Raw genomic sequence first — 20655 nt, 5'->3', positions numbered from 1 at the left:
TAAGATGAAGTCCTCGCGTGCGCCGATGGGAGGCCCAAGTTATGCCCGTTGCCGAAGGGTTCACAGACGGCGGTGTCCCGACCGGCGGGGACGACCCGCACAAGATCGCGATGCTCGGTCTGACCTTCGACGATGTGCTGCTGCTTCCGGCGGCCTCCGATGTCATCCCGGCGACCGTCGACACCTCCAGCCAGCTGACTCGCCGGATCCGGCTGAACGTTCCGCTGGTCAGCTCCGCGATGGACACCGTCACCGAGGCCCGGATGGCGATCGCGATGGCCCGGGCCGGCGGCATGGGAGTGCTGCACCGCAACCTGCCGGTGGCCGACCAGGCCAGCCAGGTGGAAACCGTCAAGCGGTCCGAGGCCGGCATGGTGACCGATCCGGTCACCTGCTCGCCGAGCGACACCCTGGCCGAGGTCGACGCGATGTGCGCGCGGTTCCGGATCTCCGGGCTTCCGGTGGTCAATGACGGCGGCGAACTCGTCGGCATCATCACCAACCGGGACATGCGCTTTGAGGCCGACCAGGACAAGCCGGTCGCCGAGGTGATGACCAAGGCGCCGCTGATCACCGCCCGCGAGGGGGTGTCGGCCGACGCCGCGCTGGGGCTGCTGCGCCGCAACAAGATCGAAAAGCTGCCGATCGTCGACGGCAACGGCAAGCTGACCGGCCTGATCACCGTCAAGGACTTCGTCAAGACCGAGCAGCACCCCAATGCGACCAAGGACAGTGACGGCCGACTGCTCGTCGGTGCCGCCGTCGGCGTCGGCGACGACTCCTGGCTGCGGGCGATGACCCTGGTCGACGCCGGGGTGGACGTGCTGATCGTCGACACCGCGCACGCGCACAACCGGATGGTGTTGCAGATGGTCGGCAAGATCAAGGCCGAGGTCGGCGAGCGGGTGGAGGTCGTCGGCGGCAACGTCGCGACCCGCGCCGCGGCCACGGCGCTGGTCGAGGCGGGTGCCGACGCGGTGAAGGTCGGCGTCGGACCGGGCTCCATCTGCACCACCCGGGTCGTCGCCGGGGTGGGCGCGCCGCAGATCACCGCGATCCTGGAGGCCACCGCGGCGTGCGCGCCGCACGGCGTCCCGGTGATCGCCGACGGCGGCCTGCAGTACTCCGGTGACATCGCCAAGGCGCTGGCCGCCGGGGCGTCGACGGCGATGCTCGGCTCGCTGCTGGCCGGGACCGCGGAGTCCCCGGGCGACCTGATCTTCGTCAACGGCAAGCAGTTCAAGAGCTACCGCGGTATGGGCTCGCTCGGCGCGATGCAGGGCCGCGGCGAGGGCCGGTCCTACTCCAAGGACCGCTACTTCCAGGACGACGTGCTGTCCGAGGACAAGCTGGTGCCGGAGGGCATCGAGGGCCGGGTTCCGGTTCGCGGGCCGCTGAACACGGTGATTCACCAGTTGGTCGGCGGGCTGCGCGCGGCGATGGGCTACACCGGTGCGGCGACCATCGAGGATCTGCAGCGGGCCCAGTTCGTCCGGATCACCGCCGCCGGGCTCAAGGAGAGCCACCCGCACGACATCACCATGACCGTCGAAGCGCCGAACTACTACTCCCGCTAGGGGACAAATCAATATGCGTGATCTGGTCGAGATCGGCATGGGCCGTACCGCCCGTCGTACCTATGAACTCGATGACATCAATATTGTGCCGAGCCGGCGGACCCGGTCCTCCAAGGACGTGTCGACGGCCTGGCAGCTGGACGCCTACCGGTTCGAGATCCCGGTGCTCTCCCATCCGACGGACGCACTGACGTCGGTGGAGTTCGCCATCGAGCTCGGGCGCAACGGCGGGCTCGGGGTGCTCAACGGCGAGGGACTGATCGGCCGGCACGCCGACGTCGAGGCGCAGGTCGCCCGGGTCATCGAGGTCGCCGCCAGCGATCCCGACGGCCCGTTCGGTTCCACCGCCGCGATCCGGTTGCTGCAGCAGCTGCACGCCGCGCCGCTGGACCCGGAGCTGCTCGGCGCGGCGGTGACCCGGATCCGCGAGGCAGGGGTGACGACCGCGGTGCGGGTCAGCCCGCAGAACGCGGCGGCGCTGACCCCCGCGCTGGTGGCCGCCGGCATCGACCTGCTGGTCATCCAGGGCACCATCATTTCCGCGGAGCGGGTGAGCCAGGACAACGACGGCGGCGAGCCGCTGAACCTGAAGACCTTCATCTCCGAGCTCGACATCCCCGTCGTCGCCGGCGGCGTGCTCGACCACCGCACCGCGCTGCACCTGATGCGGACCGGCGCGGCCGGGGTGATCGTGGGCTACGGCTCGACGGCCGGGGTGACCACCAGCGATCAGGTGCTGGGCATCAGCGTGCCGATGGCGACCGCGATCGCCGACGCCGCCGCCGCGCGCCGCGAATACCTCGACGAGACCGGCGGCCGCTACGTGCACGTGCTGGCCGACGGCGACATCCACACCTCCGGCGACCTGGCCAAGGCGATCGCCTGCGGCGCCGACGCCGTGATGCTCGGGACCCCGCTGGCCGCGGCCGCCGAGTCGCTGGGCGGCGGCTGGTACTGGCCGTCGGCCGCGGCGCACCCGTCGCTGCCGCGCGGCGCGCTGCTGCAGGTCGAGGTGGAGGAGCGGCCCTCGCTGGAGCAGGTGCTCTCCGGCCCGTCCGACGACCCGTTCGGGTCGCTGAACCTCGTCGGCGGCCTGCGCCGGGCGATGGCCAAGGCCGGGTACTGCGACCTCAAGGAGTTCCAGAAGGTCGGGCTGTCGGTCGCCGGCTGACTCGCGGCTGACTCGACGAGCGGCGTTTTTCCGCGAGGAAGAGGTCAGCCGGATGGAACGGCTGACTCGACGAGCGGCGTTTTTCCGCGAGGAAGAGGTCAGCCGGATGGAACGGCTGACTCGACGAGCGGCGTTTTTCCGCGAGGAAGAGGTCAGAGTTAGGTTTGCCTATCTAGCCGGTTACTGCGGGGTAGCGCCATACTGGCCCGATGGATCCCGATTATGACGTTCTGATCATCGGCTCGGGCTTCGGGGGCAGCGTCAGCGCGCTCCGGCTCACCGAGAAGGGCTACCGCGTCGGCGTCCTGGAGGCCGGCCGCCGGTTCACCGACGAGGAGTTCGCCTCCACCTCCTGGGACCTGCGCAAATTCCTGTGGGCGCCGCAGTTGGGCTGCTACGGCATCCAGCGAATCCACCTGCTGCGCAACGTGATGATCCTGGCCGGGGCCGGGGTGGGCGGTGGTTCGCTGAACTACGCCAACACCCTCTACGTGCCGCCGGAGCCGTTCTTCGCCGACAAGCAGTGGGCGCACATCACCGACTGGCGCGCGGAGCTGATGCCGCATTACGAGCAGGCCAAGCGGATGCTCGGCGTCGTCATGAACCCCACCTTCACCGACGCCGACCGGGTGATGAAGGAAGTCGCCGAGGACATGGGCTGCGGTGACACCTTCGTGCACACCCCGGTCGGGGTGTTCTTCGGTCCCGACGGCACCCAGACTCCCGGCGAGACGGTGCCCGACCCGTACTTCGGCGGGGCCGGACCGGCGCGCACCGGCTGCATCGAATGCGGCGAGTGCATGACCGGCTGTCGCTGGAACGCCAAGAACACCCTGGTCAAGAACTACCTGGGGCTCGCGGAGTCGGCGGGCGCGCAGGTGTTCCCGCTGACCACGGTGACCAGCTTCGAGCAGCGCAACGACGGCATCTGGGAGGTGCACACGGTGCGCACCGGGAGCAAGGCCCGGCGCCGGAAGCTGACCTTCACCGCGCGGCACGTGATCGTCGCCGCCGGGACCTACAACAGCCAGAAGCTGCTGTTCAAGATGCGTGACACCGGCAGGCTGTCGAAGCTGTCCGACCAGTTGGGTGTGCTGACCCGGACCAACTCGGAGTCCATCGTCGGCGCCGGTCGGCTGGAGGTCGGCAGTGATCTGGACCTGACCCACGGCGTCGCGATCACCTCTTCGATCCACCCCACCCCGGACACCCACGTGGAACCGGTGCGCTACGGCAAGGGCTCCAACGCGATGGGGTTGCTGCAGACCCTGATGACCGACGGCACCGGTCCCGAGGGCACCGACGTGCCGCGGTGGAAGCAGTTGGTCGACCAGGTCCGGGAGAACCCCAGGCGGATGGCCCGGCTGCTGAACCCGAAGCAGTGGAGCGAGCGCACCGTGATCGCGCTGGTCATGCAGCACCTGGACAACTCGATCACCACTTTCACCCGCAAGACCAAGGCCGGTATCCGGGTGATGGACAGCAAGCAGGGCCACGGCGAGCCGAATCCGACCTGGATCCCGGCCGGCAACGAGGTCACCCGCCGGATCGCCGCGAAGATCGACGGCGTGGCGGGCGGGACCTGGGGCGAGATCGCGAACATCCCGCTGACCGCGCATTTCCTCGGCGGCGCGGTGATCTCCGACAAGGCCGACAGCGGCGTCATCGACCCGTATCAGCGGGTGTACAACTACCCGACGCTGCACGTCATGGACGGCACCGCGGTCTCGGCGAACCTCGGGGTGAACCCGTCGCTGACCATCACCGCCCAGGCCGAGCGGGCCACCTCGCTGTGGCCGAACCGGGGTGAAGAGGATCTGCGTCCGGCCCAGGGCGAGGCGTACCGCCGGCTGGATCCGGTCGCGCCGAACCGGCCGGTGGTCCCGGCCGACGCACCGGGTGCACTGCGGCGGCTGCCGATCGAGCCGGTCCGCAAGACCGAGCAGGAGCCGGCAGAGAGCTAGCCGGGCACCGCGACGGGGCGGCTCATCGAGTGGGAAGCCAGGGACGTTGGTGAGAACTGGCGGCGGGGGTTCGCATCGAGTGGGAAACCAGGGACGTTGGTGAGAACTGGCGGCGGGGGTTCGCATCGAGTGGGAAACCAGGGACGCTGGTGAGAACCCTCGGCGGTTAGTGAGAACTGGTGGCGGGCGCCGTCATCGAGAGGGAATCCTGGGACGCGTTGTTCGAGTAGACCCCGCCCAGTTGTCTCACTCGATGACGGCACCCGCCCTCAGTTCTCACGGACGTCCCTGAGTTCTCACCAACGTCCCTGGGTTCTCACTCGATATCGGGTGCCCCCGTCGATTCTCACCAACGTCCCTGGGTTCTCACTCGATGTCGGGCACCTCCCTGGCTTCTCACCAACGTCCCTGAGTGCTCACTCGAATGCTGGGACACTCGAAATGCCGGGACCGCGACCCAGGCGTTGCCGGCGGGGTATCCGCGGCAGTGGCCGGTGGCGGCGGCGGTGAGGGCGCCAGCCGGGGGACCGGCGGCAGGGCGTCGCCCCCATGAGCGGTACGGCGAAAACGCGATGGGGTTGGATCATTAGACTGAGCCGGTGGAAACGCCGCCCGCCTCCCATGCCCCCCGCCCGGTACTCGTCGTCGACTTCGGCGCGCAGTACGCCCAGCTGATCGCTCGCCGGGTCCGAGAGGCCCGGGTGTACTCCGAGGTCGTCCCGCACACCATCACCGCCGCCGAGATCGCCGAGCGCAATCCGCTGGCGGTGGTGCTCTCCGGCGGCCCGGCCAGCGTGTACGCCGAGGGTGCGCCGACGGTGGATCCGGCGCTGTTCGATCTGGACATTCCGGTGTTCGGGATCTGCTACGGATTCCAGGTGATGACCCGGGCGCTGGGCGGCACGGTCGCCCGCACCGGCACCAGTGAATACGGCCGCACCGACCTGAATGTGACCGGCGGAGTGCTGCATTCGGGTCTGCCGTCGTTGCAGCCGGTGTGGATGAGCCACGGCGACGCGGTGACCGAGGCCCCGTCGGGATTCGAGGTGGTGGCCCACAGCGCCGGTGCCCCGGTCGCGGCGTTCGAGGATCGTGCCCGACGGCTGGCCGGCGTGCAGTACCACCCCGAGGTGCTGCATTCCCCGCACGGCCAGCAGGTGCTGAGCCGGTTCCTGCACGAGATGGCCGGCATCGACGCGGTGTGGACCCCGGCCAACATCGCCGGGGGACTCATCGAGGCGGTCCGCGAGCAGATCGGCGACGGTCAGGCGATCTGCGGGCTGTCCGGCGGGGTGGACTCGGCGGTCGCCGCCGCGCTGGTGCAGCGCGCCATCGGAGACCGGCTGACCTGTGTGTTCGTAGATCATGGGCTGCTGCGGGCCGGCGAGCGCACCCAGGTGGAGCGCGACTTCGTCGCCGCCACCGGCGCCAAGCTGGTGACCATTGAGGCCCGCGACCAGTTCCTGGACGCGCTGGTCGGGGTGACCAACCCGGAGGGCAAACGCAAGATCATCGGCCGGGAGTTCATCCGGTCGTTCGAGGCCGCGGTGCGCGGCGCGCTCGGCAGCTCCGAGACCGAGACCGAGTTCCTGGTGCAGGGCACGCTCTATCCCGACGTCGTCGAATCCGGCGGCGGCAGCGGCACCGCCAACATCAAGAGTCACCACAATGTCGGCGGCCTGCCCGCGGACCTGAAGTTCAAGCTCGTCGAGCCGCTGCGGCTGCTGTTCAAGGACGAGGTCCGCGCGGTCGGCCGCGAGCTGGGCCTGCCCGAGGAAATCGTTGCCCGCCAACCCTTCCCGGGACCCGGGCTGGGCATCCGGATCGTCGGGGAGGTGACCGCCGATCGGCTGGACACGCTGCGCCGGGCCGACGCGATCGCCCGCGAGGAACTCACTATGGCCGGGCTCGACCAGCAGATCTGGCAGTGCCCGGTGGTGCTGCTGGCCGACGTCCGCTCGGTCGGGGTGCAGGGCGACGGCCGGACCTACGGGCATCCGATCGTGCTGCGGCCGGTCTCCAGTGAGGACGCCATGACCGCGGACTGGACCCGGGTGCCCTACGAGGTGCTGGAGCGGATCTCGACCCGGATCACCAACGAGGTGCCCGAGGTGAACCGGGTGGTGCTGGACGTCACCAGCAAGCCGCCGGGCACCATCGAGTGGGAGTAGCCGACCGGCCTCGGGCCGGTGAAACCTCGGCGGAAGCGTTCGACGTCGTCTCGGACGGCACGCTGAGCCGCTGAGGCGCCGGGGGCTGCTGAGGCACCGGGGGTGCAACACGCCGTAGACACGCCGAGGGCGACGGATGGCCGTTGACGCCTGTCGGTGGGCGGGTGTTTACTCGAGCACATCGAACAAATATTCGAACATGGGTGAGTGTTCGGTGTGCGCGGAGGTTGTCGGTAATGGCGGTTGCCACCCAGGAAAATCGAGATGACCAGCTGAAACAGCTGCGTCAGCGGATGGCGGCGATCTCCGGGCGAGTCGGTGCCGGGCATCGCGCGGGGCCGCCGTCGTCGGCCGCCGAGGTTGCGACAAAAAGTTTGCTGCCGGTCCCGGAATCGCTGCTCGGGGCGCTTCCCGGCGGGTTGCCGCGGGGCGCGGTGGCGGTGACGTCCGGGGCCCGTTCGCTGCCGCTGGGCATGGTCGCGGCGGTGACCGCGGCCGGCGGGCACGCGGCGATCGTCGGGCTGCCCGGGGCGGGGTTGCTGGCCGCCGCGGCGATGGGCGCGGACCTGAGCCGGATCGCGGTCATCCCGGATCCCGGGGCCGATCCGGTGGAGGTGGCCGCGGTGCTCGCCGACGGCGTCGACCTGGTGCTGCTGGGGCTGCGCGGCGCGGCGGTGGCGCCGTCGCGGGCCCGGGTGGTGGCCGGGCGGCTGCGGCACAGCGGCGCCGCGCTGGTGGTCGTCGACGGGGACTGGCCGGGCACCGCCCTGCGGTTGGACGCCCGGGTGCGCGGCTATGAGACGACCTCGGCGACGCCCGGCTGCGGTCGGCTGTCCCGGGTGCGGCTGGCGGTGCGGGCCCGCGGCCGCGGGGTGGGCATCCGGTCGGCATGAGCGGCCGCGACGGGGCCGCCCGGGTGCTGGCGGTCTGGTGCATGGATTGGCCCGCGGCGGCGGCCGCGGCGGCCGCGGACCTGCCTGCCACCACGCCGGTGGCGGTCACCTGCACCAACCGGGTGATCGCCTGCTCGGCCGCGGCCCGGGCCGCCGGCGTCCGGCGCGGGCTGCGCCGCCGGGAGGCGCAGGCCCGCTGCCCGGCGGCGCACGTCGCCGTCGCCGACGCCGGGCGTGACGCCCGGTTCTTCGAGGCCGTGCTGACCGCCGTCGAGGACCTGATTCCCCGCGCCGAGGTGCTGCGACCCGGCCTGCTGGTGGCCGCCGCGGCCGGGCCGGCCCGCTATTTCGGGTCGGAGTCGCTGGCCGCTGAGCGGTTGGCCGATGCGGTGGCCGCCGCCGGCGCGGAATGCCAGATCGGGCTGGCCGGGCAGTTGGCCACCGCGGTGCTGGCCGCCCGCGCGGGAGTCGCCGTCGAACCCGGGCGGGACGCGGCGTTCCTGTCCGAACTGTCGATCCGGGAGCTGGCCACCGAACCCGGACTGTCCGGCCCGGGTCGCGCCGACCTGGTGGATCTGTTGTGGCGGATGGGGATTCGCAGGTTCGGCCAATTCGCCGCACTGGGCCGGGCCGAGGTGGCCACTCGGTTCGGCGCCGACGCGGTGATCGCGCACCGGATGGCCTGCGCCGAACCGATGCGGCCCCCGGCCGGCCGGGAACCGCCGGCCGAGCTGGCCGTCGAACTGCGCTGCGACCCGCCGATCGACCGGGTGGACGCCGCGGCGTTCGCCGGCCGGTCGCTGGCCGCCACGCTGCACCGCGGCCTGGAGTCCGCCGGTGTCGGCTGCACCCGGCTGGCGATCCACGCCGTCACCGACACCGGGTCCGAACTGGTCCGGGTCTGGCGGTGCGCGGAACCGCTGACCGCCGAGGCCACCGCCGACCGGGTGCGCTGGCAGCTCGACGGCTGGCTCAACCGGCGCGGGGCCGACCGACTGGACGGGCCGGTGACGACGCTGCGGCTGGAGCCGGTCGAGGTGATCACCGCGGCGGCGCTGCAGTTGCCGCTGTGGGGCGGCGCCGGCGACGCCGACCGGCAGCGGGCCCGTCGCGCCCTGGTCCGGGTGCAAGGACTGCTCGGCCCGGAGGCGGTGCAGATCCCGGTGCGCTGCGGCGGCCGCGGCCCGGCCGACCAGGTGGCGCTGACCCCGCTCGGCGACGAGCCGGTCATCCGGTTCGACCCGGACCAGCCCTGGCCGGGCCGGCTGCCCGAACCGGCGCCCGCGGTGCTGCTCGACGACCCGGTGGAGCTGCTCGACGGCGACGGCGCGGCGGTGCATGTCACCGGCCGGGGCCTGTTCAGCTCCACCCCGGCCCGGCTGTCCGGGCGCTACGCCGGTCCGCTGGCCTGGTGGGCGGGGCCGTGGCCGGTCGACGAACGCTGGTGGGACCCGCAGGCGGCTTCACCGGGGCGGACCGCGCGCGCCCAGGTGCTGCTCGACGGGGATCCGGGTGTGGCATTGCTGCTGTGCTACCGGCGTAAACGCTGGTACCTGGAGGGGGGTTATGAGTAGCGATCCGGGGGCGAACAGTGGCCCCGTTCAAGGTGTGTCACCTGTTGCTCCGGTGACACACTTCGGTGTGCCGACGATCCGCCCACGTCATCAGGTGACCGAGACGCCAGCCGTCGCGCGGGCCCTGGACCGGGCCGCGAAGCGCTGGCCCGGTGAGCCTCGCTCGAAACTGCTGGTGCGTCTGGTCGAGGCGGGGAGCAGCGCTCTGGAGCGTGAGGAGAACGCCGAAGACCGCAATCATCGAGCCGCGGTATTGGCCAGTGCCGGTCGCTACGGGGAGGCGTTCGGACCCGGCTATCTCGCGGAACTGCGGGAGGACTGGCCGGCGTGATCACGCTGGATGCCAGCGTCCTCATCGCGCATCTGAATCCGGCCGATCCGCACCACGCGACGGCTACCGAGATCCTGCTGGCAGGATCGGCTGGCGAGATGCTGGTGCACAGCATCACACTGGCGGAAGTCCTGGTGGGCGGCGTCCGGATCGGGCAGGGCGCGTCGATGCATGCTGACCTGCAGGCCGCCGGGATCGTCATCGCTGCGCGCGATGACGGGGAATCGCTTCGGCTGGCCGAACTTCGGGCCACGACGCGTCTGAAGCTGCCAGACTGCTGTGTCCTCGATGTCGCAATTCGGAAACCGGGCAAGCCTGGCGACTTTCAATAAGGCACTCGCCGCCGAAGCGACCAGGCGTGGCCTTCATGTATGAATAAGGTGGGTTGGTTCTGCTGCTGGAACGGCGGCAAGGACTCTGCCCGCGACATGCTCACGCAGGCAGCCAAGACGATGGGCAAGATTTGAACCGCTTCACCGTCGCCACGTTCAACGTCAACGGCATCCGCGCGGCCCGCCGCCGCGGCTTCGACGATTGGCTGGCCGATCGGGCACCGGACATCGTCGCCTTGCAGGAACTGCGGTGCAGCGCGATGGACGTCGGCGACTTCCCGGGGTATGCCGCAGCTCTGGACGTCGGGTCGATTCCCGGCCGCAACGGGGTGGCGCTGCTGACCCGGACCGAACCCGCAGCCGTGCGGAGCTGGACGACACATCCACCGAAGGCCCGCGGGCTCGCCGAGTTCGCCGACCACGGCCGCTGGGTGGAGGTGGACCTGGCCGACCGTCCGTTGACCGTCGCCTCCCTGTACCTGCCCAAAGGCGGCCTGCCCGCACACCTGCAACGGGCGGGTTCGATGCGCGAGAAGCCCGACGGCGGTGCCAAACATGCACGCAAGCAACGTTTCTTCGCCGCATTCGGCCGCGAACTGGACCGCAACCGGCGCGCGGCGGTGCGGGCCGGACGCGATTATCTGTTGCTCGGCGACCTGAACGTGGCACACACCCGGTACGACGTCACCAACTGGCGTACCGCCGGACGGATGGACGGTTTCCTGCCGGAGGACCGGCAGTGGTTCGACGGGGTGCTCGGGACTCGGCGGTTGGTCGACGTGGTGCGGCTGCGGCACGGTGACCGGCCCGGCCCGCTGACCTGGTGGAGTTGGGCCGGATGGTCGTTCGGCAACGACGTCGGCTGGCGGGTCGACCACCAACTGGCCACCCCGGGGCTCGCGGCACGCGCGGTGTCGGTCGCCGTCGACAAGGAAGCCACCCCAGAACAGCGCCGGTCCGACCATGCTGCACTGCTGGTCACCTATCGGGACGACTGACCTGAGGTCAGAAATCGAACCGTGCCCGCAAGTTCGGGAACATCGGGAAGTGCCGCACGGTCAATGTCGCCAAGCCACAGCCTTTTACCTCCGCCGTTCCGGCGATCAGATAGTCACCGAGGCCGATCCCGACATGATTCCGCCGATACTGACGCTGGAAGCCGCCGGCGCGACGCGCGATGATCTCGGTGGCCGGTTCGACCCGGAACGATGCCAGCAGTCGCCATACTTCCCGCCGCTCCCCGCTCCGGAGCGCCCATCATGGACCCCATGGAATCGACGCGCGTGGACCGGTGGCTGTGGGCGGTGCGCTTGACCAAGACCCGGCCCGACGCTGCGACCTGCTATCTGGACCGCGCCCCGGTGGGGCCGGTGGCCGCAGCACCCGTGGCGGTCCGCGACCGCGGTACCGGGCGACCCACGAAACGGGACCGCAGAGCGCTCGACAAGTGGCGCGAGACGGGTCGCGGTTGAGCCTTGGGCGACAATGGCGGTCATGGTCGAACAGAGAATCAGAAGGTAGCCGCTGATCCCGAAGGGTGACGTTGTCGCAGCCTCACATTGCCTCCCCGAGCCCGCGGGCGAACGGGGCCACCCGCGCCAGATACCGGTCGAAGAACACCTCGGGCAGGCCCGGCCCGTCGACGGCGATGCGGGCGTTGGCCGGCCGTCCCCAGTGCCCGGCCCAGTCGGCGACCGTCATGCCGCGGGTCAGCGCGCCGTCGAGTTCCACACCGACGCAGGCGTCCCGGGTGATCACCAGCGCCGGATCCAGTGCGACGGCGGCGGCGAACGGGTCGTGCACGTGCGCCAGGTAGCCCTCGCCGACGGAGTCGTGGAACTCGAAGTAGAACCGCAGCGCCTCCCGCAGCACCCCGATCACCGGATGCGGGCCGGCCGCCTCGGCGAGCCGGTCCAGGTACGGCGGGTGCAGCGCCATCCGCTCGGTGATGTTGAGCCCGCAGACGATGGGCAGTTCGCCGACGTGCCCGGCGGCGACCGCGTCGCCCCAGGCGCCGAACACTTCGGCCGCGGCCTCCGGGTCGACGGCGATGTTCCATTCCGAGGCCGGGGTGGTGTTGCCCCGGTAGTCGAATGCGCCGCCCATGATCACCAGCCGGCGCAGCAGCCGGGGCAGCTCGGGCTCGGCGCGCAGGGCCAGCGCCAGATTGGTCAGTGGTCCGGTGGCCAGCCCGATCAGCTCGCCCGGATGGTCGCGGGCCGACCGGATCCAGGCCGTCGCGGCGTCATGCCCGGTCGGTGCGGCGCGCGCGACGGGCAGTTGCGCGTAGCCCAGACCGGTTGGGCCGTGGGTGTCTTCGGCGGTGCGCAGCGGAATGCTCAGCGGCACCGCCGATCCCAGCGACACCGGGATGTCGGGGCGTCCGCACAGTTCCATCAGCGCCAGGTTGTTGGCGCAGACCTGTTGCGCGCCAACGTTTCCGGCGGTTGAGCCGAGGCCGATCAGGTCGGCCTCCGGGCTGGCCAGCAGGTAGACCAGCGCCATCGCGTCGTCGACCCCGGTGTCGACGTCGGCGAAGACGGGGAGGCGTCGGGTGTTCATCGGCGGCCGAGGAACCCTTCCTGGGTCACCGTGCAGACCAGCGAGCCGGAGCGGTTGTACACCTCGCCGCCGCCCAGCCCGGTGCCGCCGGCGACCGAGGCGCAGCGGTGATCGAACAGCAGCCAGTCGGTGAAGTCGACCGGCCGGTGAAACCAGACCGCGTGATCCAGCGAGGCCATCGACTCCAGGTCCTGCCAGTTGCGCCGCACCGCCAGCTGCACCGGATCCAGCACCGACCAGTCGGTGATGTAGACCAGCAGCGCGGTGGCCAGCAGCGGGTCCGCCAGCAACTCGTCGGGCAGATCCTCGGCGGCGCGCAGCCACATCCGGCACCGCGCGGCACCGTCGGTGATCGCCGCGGCGGGCCGGTTCAGCGCGCTGCGCAGCGGCGGCGGGTCGATGTAGCGCATGTCCCAGGTGTTCAGCCAGGCCAGCTCGGCGGACTCGACGAGCGGTGTAGTTCCGCGAGGAAGAGGTCCGCCGGCATTGGGACCGGCGGACTCGGTGGGGCTGAAGTCCTCGGGGCCGACCTGCGCGGTGACCGGGGGCAGCGACTCGGGGGCGGGCACCGCCGGGATCGTCGCGGCGAACTCCGGCCCGTCGACGTCGGCGATGAACGACGCCAGCGCCTCCATCAGGAAGACGCCCTCCTGGGTGACCGTGACCCGGCGGGTGGAGAAGGTGCGGCCCTCTCGCAGCGAGGTGACCTCGTAGCGCAGCGGGATTCGCGGGTTGCCGGGCCGCAGGAACGCCACGTGCAGGGAGTGCAGTCGTCGCCCGGCCACCGTGTCGGCGGCGGCGAGCACCGACTGGGCGGCCACCTGGCCGCCGTACACCCGCAGCCGCGCCGACCCGTCGTCGGGCTGCGGGCCCAGGTAGACGTTCGGGCCCTCGGGCACCGGACGCAGCACTGCCAGGATGTCGTTGAGCGACGCCGCCATGCCCCCTATCCAGCCATGCCGCGCCGGTCCGCGCGCAGCCGGGTGGCTCGTCGGACCTGTCGGAGCCGGGCGGGTCGACGGGGAGTCGGCCTGAGTTCTTAGGTCCCGGCGCGGGGTGACCCAGGAATCTTTGCCGGAGCGGGCCGAACCGGGCACCATCGAAGTATGCAGCCGTATGCCCAGGTCGCCGAGACCCACTCCGGCCTCGTCGTCATGGTCGGCGATCGTGCCTACAAGACCAAGCGGCCCGTCGTCACCGACTTTCTGGACTTCTCCACCCGGGAGCGGCGCGAGGCGGCGCTGCGCCGCGAACTCGAGCTCAACGCCCGGCTGGCGCCGCAGGCCTACCTGGGCATCGGGACCTTCGACGGTGTCGAGTCGGGCGAGGGGGAGCCGGTGCTGGTGATGCAGCGCTATCCCGACGAGACCCGGCTGGCCACCCGGGTGCGCCGCGGCGCCGACGGACTGCCCGCCGACCTGAACGCGGTCGCCGAGATCCTCGCCGACTTTCACACCGGCGCGGCCCGCGGCCCGCGGATCGACGACGCCGGCCGGCTGTGCGCCGTCACGGCCCGCTGGGACGCCAACATCGCCGAGCTCGGCGCGTTCACCGATGACGTGGTGCCCGCCGAGCTGGTGGCCCGGATCGCCGAGTTGGCGCACCGCTACCTGGCCGGCCGCGCGGTGCTGTTCGCCGAGCGGATCGCCGATCGGCGCATCGTGGACGGGCACGCCGACCTGCTGGCCGACGACATCTTCTGCGGGGCGGGCACCCCGGTGCTGCTGGACTGCCTGGACTTCGACGACAAGCTGCGTTTCGTCGACGGTCTCGACGACGCGGCCTGCCTGGCGATGGACCTGGAGTTCCTCGGCCGCCCCGACCTGGCCGCCGAATTCCTGGCCCGGTACTGCGGGCACGCCGCCGACCGGGCCCCGGAATCGTTGCGGCACTTCTACATTGCCTACCGGGCGGTGATGCGGGGCAAGGTCGACTGCATCCGGTACCGGCAGGGCCACGCCGCGGCGAAGGCCGACGCGCTGGCGCACCTGGAGCTCGGCGAGGCGCATCTGCGGGCCGCGACGGTGCGGCTGGTGCTCGTCGGCGGCGGGCCGGGCACCGGAAAGACCACGCTGGCTCGCGCGCTGGCCGCCGACGTGGGTGCCCGGGTGATCTCCACCGACGACGTGCGGCGCGAATTGCTGCGCGACGGGGTCATTGAGGGCGATCCGGGTTCACTGGACACCGGGTTGTACTCGGCGGCCAACGTCGCCGCGGTCTACACCGCCGTGCTGCGGCAGGCCCGGATCTGGCTTGGCGCAGGACATTCGGTGATTCTCGATGGCACCTGGCTCGATCCGGCGCACCGCCGGGCAGCCGAGGAAACGGCGCAGGCCGCCCGGGCGGGGCTGGTCGAACTCGAATGCGTGGCCCCGCTGGAGCACGCCCGGGTGCGGATCGCGACCCGGACGAACACCACCTCCGACGCCACCGGCGCGATCGCCGGCGCGATCGCCGAGCGCCGCGAGGGCCGAACCTGGCCGGGTGCAACGCAGGTGGACACCACCCGCCCGCCGGCCGAGTCGCTGGCGCAGGCCCGCGAACGCTGCGCCGCCGTGCGCTGACGCCGCCGGTCTCAGCCGGCGAATCGCAGGATTTCGGCGACCGGCCGGCGCGGGGTGATCGCCGGGTTCTCGGTCAGGGCGCCGGGGATCTGGCCGACCCGGATCAGGGCCTGCGGCACGGTGTCGACGGCGGTGACCGCCGCGATGGCCGACCGCACCTCCGGCAGCTCGGTGACATGGGTGACCGGGCAGGTCGCCAGCCCGGCGACCGTGCATTCCAGCAGCACCCGCGACAGTGCCTCGCCGGCGCCAAGGGCGTCGGCGGCGGTGTCGCCGCCGGTGGACAGCAGCAGGATCTGAGCCTGGTCCTCGCCCACCCCGGGGCGGCGATGACCGCGGCCCTCCACCGGGAAGGACCGGTTCACCTCCACCCGGTCGGATTCGTCGACCGAGGTGAGCGCGGTCCGCGGAATCCCCTCGGTGTACTCGAACGGTGTTGTCCACCAATCGAGATCACGCTGGTAGGCGGAATCGAACCGGCGGATCGCCTCGGTCAGTGACGCCGCGCGGGACAGATCCGGGCGCAGCTCCTCGGCCAGGGTGTCCAGCAGTGCCGGGGCCGGATCGACGCCGTCGGGCCCATCGAGCAGGTCTTGCACGGCGGCCTCGACGATGGTCCAGTCCGTCGGCGCCAGCAGCGGCAGCCGGTCGGTGCGCCGGTGCAGGATCGCGTCGGCCCGGGCCAGGTCGGTGGGCTCCGGGTCGGCGGCGGTGAATGACACGGTGGCCAGCAGGTCGGGGTCCCGGTCGTTTGGGAACCGGTGGATGCTGGACCGCCAGCCGGCGGCGGCCATCGCCACCCGTAGGTGATCGAGCATCACCCCGCAGCTGATCAGCGCCTGGCGGCCCGCGTCGTCGGTGTTGGTGACGATGCGCCGACGGTCCAGATGCAGCGCCAGGGTGCCGCGGTAGGCGACCCAGCGCCACGGTTGGGTGTTGTGCAACGAGGGCGCCCGCGAGGCGAGCGAGACGGCACGGCTGAGCACGCTGGAGTCGACCATGAGGACATCATGGGTGGGCCGGTACCCGGGTGCCAGTGCCGTTCGGCCCGGAACTCGGGGACCTCGTCCTCCCGGACTTCCGGTCCGGAGCCGACTAAGGTCGCCGGTGGAAGGGAGCTCCAATATGTCGACGTCCGAATCGAATCGCGCGGTACTGGTCGGGGTAGACGGTTCGCCGTCGGCGCGGGTAGCCGTCGACTGGGCCGCCCGGTACGCGAAACTGCACGGCCGCCCGCTTCGGCTGGTCAGTGTGCTGAGCCCGCCGGTGATGATGGCCTGGCCCGAGGCGCCGCTGCCCGACGGGTACCTGCAGTGGCAGGAGGAGCAGGGCCGCGAGACCCTCGACGACGCGGAGGCGACGGCCGCCGAGGCCGCCCCCGACATCACGGTGACCAGCGAACTGATCAGTGGCCCAACGCTGTCCACCATGATCGAGCTGTCCAAGGAGTCGGCCATCGTGGTGGTCGGCTGCCGGGGTCGCGGCGCGGTGGCCCGGGGCCTGCTCGGCTCGGTCAGCTCCAGCCTGGTTCGGCACGCCAAGTGCCCGGTCGCGGTTATCCACGACGAGGACCCGCTGATGCCGGAGCCGGCGAAGGCGCCGGTGCTCGTCGGCGTCGACGGTTCACCGGCCTCGGAGGCCGCCACCGAGATCGCTTTTGACGAGGCGTCGCGCCGCGGCGTCGACTTGATCGCCCTGCACGCCATGAGCGACTCCGATGTGCTGTCGATGCCGGGCCGGGAGTTCGCCGAGTTCGAGCAGCGCGGCCAGGAGATCCTCGCCGAGCGGCTCGCCGGTTTCGCCGAGCGCTTCCCCGACGTCGCGGTCCGGCGGATCGTGGTGTGGGACAAGCCGGCTCGCACCCTGGTCGAACAGTCCGAGGGCGCCCAGCTGGTGGTGGTCGGCAGTCACGGCCGCGGTGGTTTCGCCGGAATGCTGCTGGGGTCGGTCAGCGCGTCGGTGGTGCAGTCCGTCCGCATGCCGGTGATCGTCGCTCGGGGCTGACCCGTAGCGCAGCGGAGGGTCAGCCTCCCGAGCGTGATGATGCTGCTCGGGGCTGACCCGTAGCGCAGCGGAGGGTCAGCCTCCCGAGCGTGATGATGCTGTTCGGGGCTGACCCGTAGCGCAGCGGAGGTCCTAAACAGGCCGCGGGGCAGGTGCGGCGGCCAGCAGGCGGGCCACGTCGGTGCGGGTGCACGCGGCGGATCCGGGGGTGAGCAGCATCGCCGCCCCGCACGCCATCCCCAGCGCGACGGCGTCGGTCAGTGCCTCGCCGCGGGCCAGCGCGGTGGCGATGCCGGCGACCATCGCGTCGCCGGCCCCGACGCCGCTGCCCGGCGCCACCCGCAGCGGCGGATAGTGCCAGGCGGCGTCCGCGGTCACCAGCAGTGCGCCGTCGCCGCCCATCGACACCACCACGTTCTCGGCGCGCCCGGCCGCGATCAGCGTCCGCGCGGCGGCGGCCTGGGCGCCGAGGGTGGCCAGATCGTCGCCGACGACGGCGCGCAGCTCCGACAGGCTGGGCTTGATCAGAAACGCGCCGGTGCGCAATCCGGCCAGCCCGGGGCCCGAGGAGTCCACGATCAGCCGGGTGCCCAGCTGCCCGCAGATATCAGAGATCCGCTGATGGAAGTCGGCCGGCACGCTGGGCGGCAGGCTGCCGCTGGCCACCACGAACTCGGCGCCGGCGGCCACCTCCCGCAGCCGCTGCAGGCATTCGATCTGTTCGGCCTCGGAGATCCGCGGCCCGGGCAGCACGAACCGGTACTGGTCCCGGCTGCACAGCTCGTTGACCGAGATGCTCTCCCGGGTCGCCTCGGCGGCCTGCACCGGGGCGATGGGCACCTGGGCGGCGTCGAGCAGCCGGCACACCGTCTCGCCGGCCACCCCGCCGGCCGGGAAGATCGCGACCACCTGCGCGCCGAGCACGTGCGCGACCTTGGCGACATTGATGCCGCCGCCGCCGGCGTCGTGCCGGACGCTGTGGCAGCGCAGCTTGTGGGTGGGCCGCACCGTGTCGGTGTCGGTGGTGACATCCAGCGCCGGATTCATCGTGATCGTGACGAGCATGGCGCGATCATCGTCGTTGCCGGCGGTTACGGCGCCCGAATGCGCGGGTCGGCGAACAACTAGGGCCGAATGTCACGGGTGCATCGTGACCATTGCGGGGTGCCGGGGACGCCCGATGGCTGGCGCGCGGGCGATTCGACGGCCAGTATCGAAGGACGGCCGGTGACAGGGGGCATCATGACGACAACGGGCACGGTGCGGGATTTCGCGGAGCTGCGGCTGGCCGACGCCGAGGAAGCCGGCGGCAAGGGCGCCAACCTCGGTGAGATGACCTCGGCCGGGCTGCCGGTGCCGCCCGGCTTCGTGTTGCTGCGGGACGCCTACCGGGAGTCGGTGCGCGCGGTCGGCGTCGACCGGGAGCTGCTCCGGTTGCACCGCGAGGCGTTGGAGGCATCGGCCGACGAGACGCGGCTGGGCGAGTTGTCCAGCCGCTGCCGTGAGCTGGTGTCCCAGGCCGGGATGACCGCCGCGGTCCGTGCCGAGCTGCTGGAGCACTACCACCGCCTGGGCCCCGACGTGGCGGTGGCGGTGCGGTCCTCGGCCACCGGCGAGGACGGCAAGGATGCGTCGTTCGCGGGCATGAACGAGACGCTGACCAACGTCACCGGCGACGAGGAACTCCTCGACGCGGTGCGGCAATGCTGGATGTCGCTGTTCGGGCCGCGGGTGATCGCCTACCGGGCCAGCCGCGGCTTCACCGCCGAACCGGCGATGGCGGTGGTGGTGCAGGTGATGATCGCCTCGGAGCGCTCGGGGGTGGCGTTCACCGCTGACCCGTCGACCGGGGCCCGCGATCACGTGGTGGTGGAAGCCGCGTTCGGTCAGGGCGAGGTGGTGGTCTCCGGGTTGGTGCAGCCCGACACCTACGTGCTGGACAAGGACGGGCTGAGGGTGCTCGACGTCCGCGTCGGTCACCAGGACTTCCGGATCGTCCGGGGCGACGACGGCCACGACCGCACCGAGAAGCTCGGCGTCGAATTGGCCGGCGCCCGAGTGCTCGACGACGCCGCGCTGGCGCGGGTGGCCGGGCTGGCGGTGGCCGTCGAACGGCACTACGGCTGCCCGCAGGACACCGAGTGGGCGATCGCCGACGGGAACACCTGGTTGGTGCAGGCCCGCCCGATCACCACCCTGGGCACCGCCGCCCCGGCCGCCGGCACCGTGCTGGCCCGCGGGCTGTCGGCCGCCCCCGGGGTGGCGGGAGGGCGGGTGCGGGTGCTGCGCACCCCCGACCAGGGCGTCCGGCTGGCCGACGGCGAGGTGCTGGTGGCCCCAATGACCAACCCGGACTGGCTGCCGACGCTGCGCCGGGCCGCGGCGATCGTCACCGACACCGGCGGCATGACCTGCCACGCCGCAATCGTCGCGCGCGAGCTGGGCGTGCCGTGCATTGTCGGGGCCCGTTCGGCCACCACCGATCTGGCCGACGGGATCGACGTCACCGTGGACGGCACGCACGGGCAGGTGCGCGCCGGTGCGCCGGCCGCGGCGCCGGTGACCGTCGCCGAACGTCCGGTGGCGGCCGCCGCCGTCGCGCCGATCACCGCCACCCGGATCTACGTCAACCTGGGGATGCCGGACACCGCGCAGGCGGTTGCCGCCCAGGACGTCGACGGGGTGGGGCTGCTGCGGGCCGAGCTGATCCTGACCGGGGCGCTGGGCGGGCGGCATCCGCGGGCCCTGATCGCCGCCGGAGAGGGCGACGCGCTGGTGGCCGCGCTGGTCGAGTCGGTCGGGCAGATCGCCGCCGCGTTCGGCAACCGCCCGGTCATCTACCGTGCCACCGACTTTCGCAGCAACGAGTTCGCGAATCTGGCCGGGGGCGCGGAATACGAACCCGTCGAACACAATCCGATGATCGGCTACCGCGGCTGCTACCGCTACGTCACCGAACCCGAGCTGTTTGCGCTGGAGTGCCGGGCGCTGGCCCAGATCCGCGAATCCAGCCCCAACCTGGGGCTGATGATCCCGTTCGTGCGAACGAAATGGGAACTGGAGGAATGCCTTTCGCTGGTCGACCGCAGTGAGCTGGGCGCCCAGCGCGGGTTGCACCGCTGGGTGATGGCCGAGGTGCCCTCGGTGGTGCACTGGCTGCCGGCCTACATCGGGCTGGGCATCGACGGGGTGTCGATCGGCAGCAACGACCTGACCCAGTTGATGCTCGGGGTGGACCGGGACTCCGACATCTGCGCGGAGTTGTTCGACACCGCCGATGAGGCGGTGCTCGACGCGATCGGCCAGATCATCGCGGCGGCCCGGCGGGGCGGGATCACCTCGTCGCTGTGCGGGCAGGCCCCGTCGAATGATCCGGCGTTCGCCGAACATCTGGTCCGGATGGGGATCACCTCGATATCGGTGAACCCGGACGCGGCGGCGGCCACCCGCCGGGTGGTGGCTGCCGCCGAGCAGCGGATCCTGTTGGAGGCCGCCCGCGCGCGGTAGCGGCG

Annotated in this window: 17 protein-coding genes; 13 read left to right on the top strand and 4 right to left on the bottom strand. The window is 71.6% G+C overall.

The annotated features are described in order from the left end of the window. Positions 1-41: 41 nt before the first annotated feature. The 10 genes from guaB to G6N10_RS20395 all read left to right on the top strand — a co-directional run bounded on the left by guaB (position 42) and on the right by G6N10_RS20395 (position 11485). Positions 42-1577: an IMP dehydrogenase gene (gene guaB, locus G6N10_RS09950; RefSeq protein ID WP_085095379.1), complete on the top strand. Its 1536-nt coding sequence runs from the start codon at positions 42-44 to the stop codon at positions 1575-1577. A gap of 13 nt (positions 1578-1590) precedes the next feature. Further along, complete coding sequence (locus tag G6N10_RS09945) at positions 1591-2748, top strand: GuaB3 family IMP dehydrogenase-related protein (RefSeq protein WP_085095378.1); 1158 nt, start codon at positions 1591-1593, stop codon at positions 2746-2748. A 209-nt stretch (positions 2749-2957) separates the two neighbouring features. Then, positions 2958-4712, top strand: a complete 1755-nt coding sequence (locus tag G6N10_RS09940) for a GMC family oxidoreductase (protein ID WP_085095377.1) — start codon at positions 2958-2960, stop codon at positions 4710-4712. A 599-nt stretch (positions 4713-5311) separates the two neighbouring features. Next, the gene (gene guaA, locus G6N10_RS09935) at positions 5312-6883 is read left to right on the top strand and encodes a glutamine-hydrolyzing GMP synthase (protein ID WP_085095362.1); all 1572 of its coding nucleotides are present in this window, start codon (positions 5312-5314) and stop codon (positions 6881-6883) included. A gap of 236 nt (positions 6884-7119) precedes the next feature. Next, on the top strand, positions 7120-7776 hold the full coding sequence (locus G6N10_RS09930) for a DnaE2-dependent mutagenesis accessory factor ImuA' (RefSeq protein ID WP_085095361.1): 657 nt from the start codon (positions 7120-7122) through the stop codon (positions 7774-7776). Further along, positions 7773-9350, top strand: coding sequence for a DNA polymerase Y family protein (locus G6N10_RS09925; RefSeq protein ID WP_085095360.1), 1578 nt, complete (start codon positions 7773-7775; stop codon positions 9348-9350). Before G6N10_RS09930 ends, G6N10_RS09925 begins: the two co-directional genes overlap by 4 nt. Before the next feature lie 94 nt (positions 9351-9444). Continuing rightward, the gene (locus tag G6N10_RS09920) at positions 9445-9681 is read left to right on the top strand and encodes a hypothetical protein (RefSeq protein WP_085095359.1); all 237 of its coding nucleotides are present in this window, start codon (positions 9445-9447) and stop codon (positions 9679-9681) included. After that, a complete protein-coding gene (locus G6N10_RS09915; protein WP_163742370.1) occupies positions 9678-10013 on the top strand; it encodes a type II toxin-antitoxin system VapC family toxin in 336 nt (111 codons plus the stop codon). The genes G6N10_RS09920 and G6N10_RS09915 overlap by 4 nt, the downstream gene beginning before the upstream one ends. 131 nt (positions 10014-10144) lie before the next feature. Further along, positions 10145-11011 carry an exodeoxyribonuclease III gene (locus tag G6N10_RS09910; protein WP_109750479.1) on the top strand — a complete coding sequence of 289 codons (867 nt, stop codon included), beginning with the start codon at positions 10145-10147 and terminating at the stop codon, positions 11009-11011. Positions 11012-11281: 270 nt separating this feature from the next. After that, positions 11282-11485, top strand: coding sequence for a hypothetical protein (locus tag G6N10_RS20395; RefSeq protein WP_085095427.1), 204 nt, complete (start codon positions 11282-11284; stop codon positions 11483-11485). Between the two features lie 82 nt (positions 11486-11567). On the opposite strand, the gene G6N10_RS09900 is transcribed toward G6N10_RS20395, so the two are convergent. After that, positions 11568-12575: a nucleoside hydrolase gene (locus tag G6N10_RS09900; RefSeq protein ID WP_085095358.1), complete on the bottom strand. Its 1008-nt coding sequence runs from the start codon at positions 12573-12575 to the stop codon at positions 11568-11570. After that, on the bottom strand, positions 12572-13516 hold the full coding sequence (locus tag G6N10_RS09895; protein ID WP_163742367.1) for an acyl-CoA thioesterase: 945 nt from the start codon (positions 13514-13516) through the stop codon (positions 12572-12574). Before G6N10_RS09895 ends, G6N10_RS09900 begins: the two co-directional genes overlap by 4 nt. Positions 13517-13681: 165 nt before the next feature. Between G6N10_RS09895 and G6N10_RS09890 the strand changes: the two genes are divergently transcribed. Beyond that, positions 13682-15139, top strand: a complete 1458-nt coding sequence (locus tag G6N10_RS09890) for a bifunctional aminoglycoside phosphotransferase/ATP-binding protein (RefSeq protein WP_085095356.1) — start codon at positions 13682-13684, stop codon at positions 15137-15139. 11 nt (positions 15140-15150) lie between these two features. On the opposite strand, the gene G6N10_RS09885 is transcribed toward G6N10_RS09890, so the two are convergent. Further along, entirely contained in the window at positions 15151-16140 is a 990-nt protein-coding gene (locus G6N10_RS09885; RefSeq protein WP_085095354.1) for an Acg family FMN-binding oxidoreductase, read from the bottom strand. A 124-nt stretch (positions 16141-16264) separates the two neighbouring features. Between G6N10_RS09885 and G6N10_RS09880 the strand changes: the two genes are divergently transcribed. After that, a complete protein-coding gene (locus G6N10_RS09880; protein ID WP_085095352.1) occupies positions 16265-17143 on the top strand; it encodes a universal stress protein in 879 nt (292 codons plus the stop codon). A gap of 132 nt (positions 17144-17275) precedes the next feature. Here G6N10_RS09880 and G6N10_RS09875 read toward each other — a convergent pair whose 3' ends face one another. Continuing rightward, a complete protein-coding gene (locus tag G6N10_RS09875; protein ID WP_179962828.1) occupies positions 17276-18208 on the bottom strand; it encodes a 1-phosphofructokinase family hexose kinase in 933 nt (310 codons plus the stop codon). 177 nt (positions 18209-18385) lie between these two features. On the opposite strand from G6N10_RS09875, the gene ppsA reads away from it, so the two are divergent. After that, a complete protein-coding gene (gene ppsA / locus G6N10_RS09870; RefSeq protein ID WP_085095350.1) occupies positions 18386-20650 on the top strand; it encodes a phosphoenolpyruvate synthase in 2265 nt (754 codons plus the stop codon). The last annotated feature ends 5 nt before the right edge of the window (positions 20651-20655 follow it).

The organism is Mycolicibacterium fallax (assembly GCF_010726955.1).
GTDB classification, from domain to species: domain Bacteria; phylum Actinomycetota; class Actinomycetes; order Mycobacteriales; family Mycobacteriaceae; genus Mycobacterium; species Mycobacterium fallax.
Note: the sequence above shows the minus strand (reverse complement) of the source record. Positions and strands in the feature narration are given on the sequence as shown.

Bases quoted from the DNA above. Each gene is read 5' to 3' on its own strand.
- G6N10_RS09890 (WP_085095356.1), top strand. From the start codon at position 13,682: ATGCAGCCGTATGCCCAGGTCGCCGAGACCCACTCCGGCCTCGTCGTC.
- G6N10_RS09900 (WP_085095358.1), bottom strand. From the start codon at position 12,575: ATGAACACCCGACGCCTCCCCGTCTTCGCCGACGTCGACACCGGGGTC.
- G6N10_RS09880 (WP_085095352.1), top strand. From the start codon at position 16,265: ATGTCGACGTCCGAATCGAATCGCGCGGTACTGGTCGGGGTAGACGGT.
- G6N10_RS09930 (WP_085095361.1), top strand. From the start codon at position 7,120: ATGGCGGTTGCCACCCAGGAAAATCGAGATGACCAGCTGAAACAGCTG.
- ppsA (WP_085095350.1), top strand. From the start codon at position 18,386: ATGACGACAACGGGCACGGTGCGGGATTTCGCGGAGCTGCGGCTGGCC.
- G6N10_RS09925 (WP_085095360.1), top strand. From the start codon at position 7,773: ATGAGCGGCCGCGACGGGGCCGCCCGGGTGCTGGCGGTCTGGTGCATG.
- G6N10_RS09875 (WP_179962828.1), bottom strand. From the start codon at position 18,208: ATGCTCGTCACGATCACGATGAATCCGGCGCTGGATGTCACCACCGAC.
- guaB (WP_085095379.1), top strand. From the start codon at position 42: ATGCCCGTTGCCGAAGGGTTCACAGACGGCGGTGTCCCGACCGGCGGG.
- G6N10_RS09940 (WP_085095377.1), top strand. From the start codon at position 2,958: ATGGATCCCGATTATGACGTTCTGATCATCGGCTCGGGCTTCGGGGGC.
- G6N10_RS20395 (WP_085095427.1), top strand. From the start codon at position 11,282: ATGGAATCGACGCGCGTGGACCGGTGGCTGTGGGCGGTGCGCTTGACC.
- G6N10_RS09895 (WP_163742367.1), bottom strand. From the start codon at position 13,516: ATGGCGGCGTCGCTCAACGACATCCTGGCAGTGCTGCGTCCGGTGCCC.
- G6N10_RS09885 (WP_085095354.1), bottom strand. From the start codon at position 16,140: ATGGTCGACTCCAGCGTGCTCAGCCGTGCCGTCTCGCTCGCCTCGCGG.
- G6N10_RS09945 (WP_085095378.1), top strand. From the start codon at position 1,591: ATGCGTGATCTGGTCGAGATCGGCATGGGCCGTACCGCCCGTCGTACC.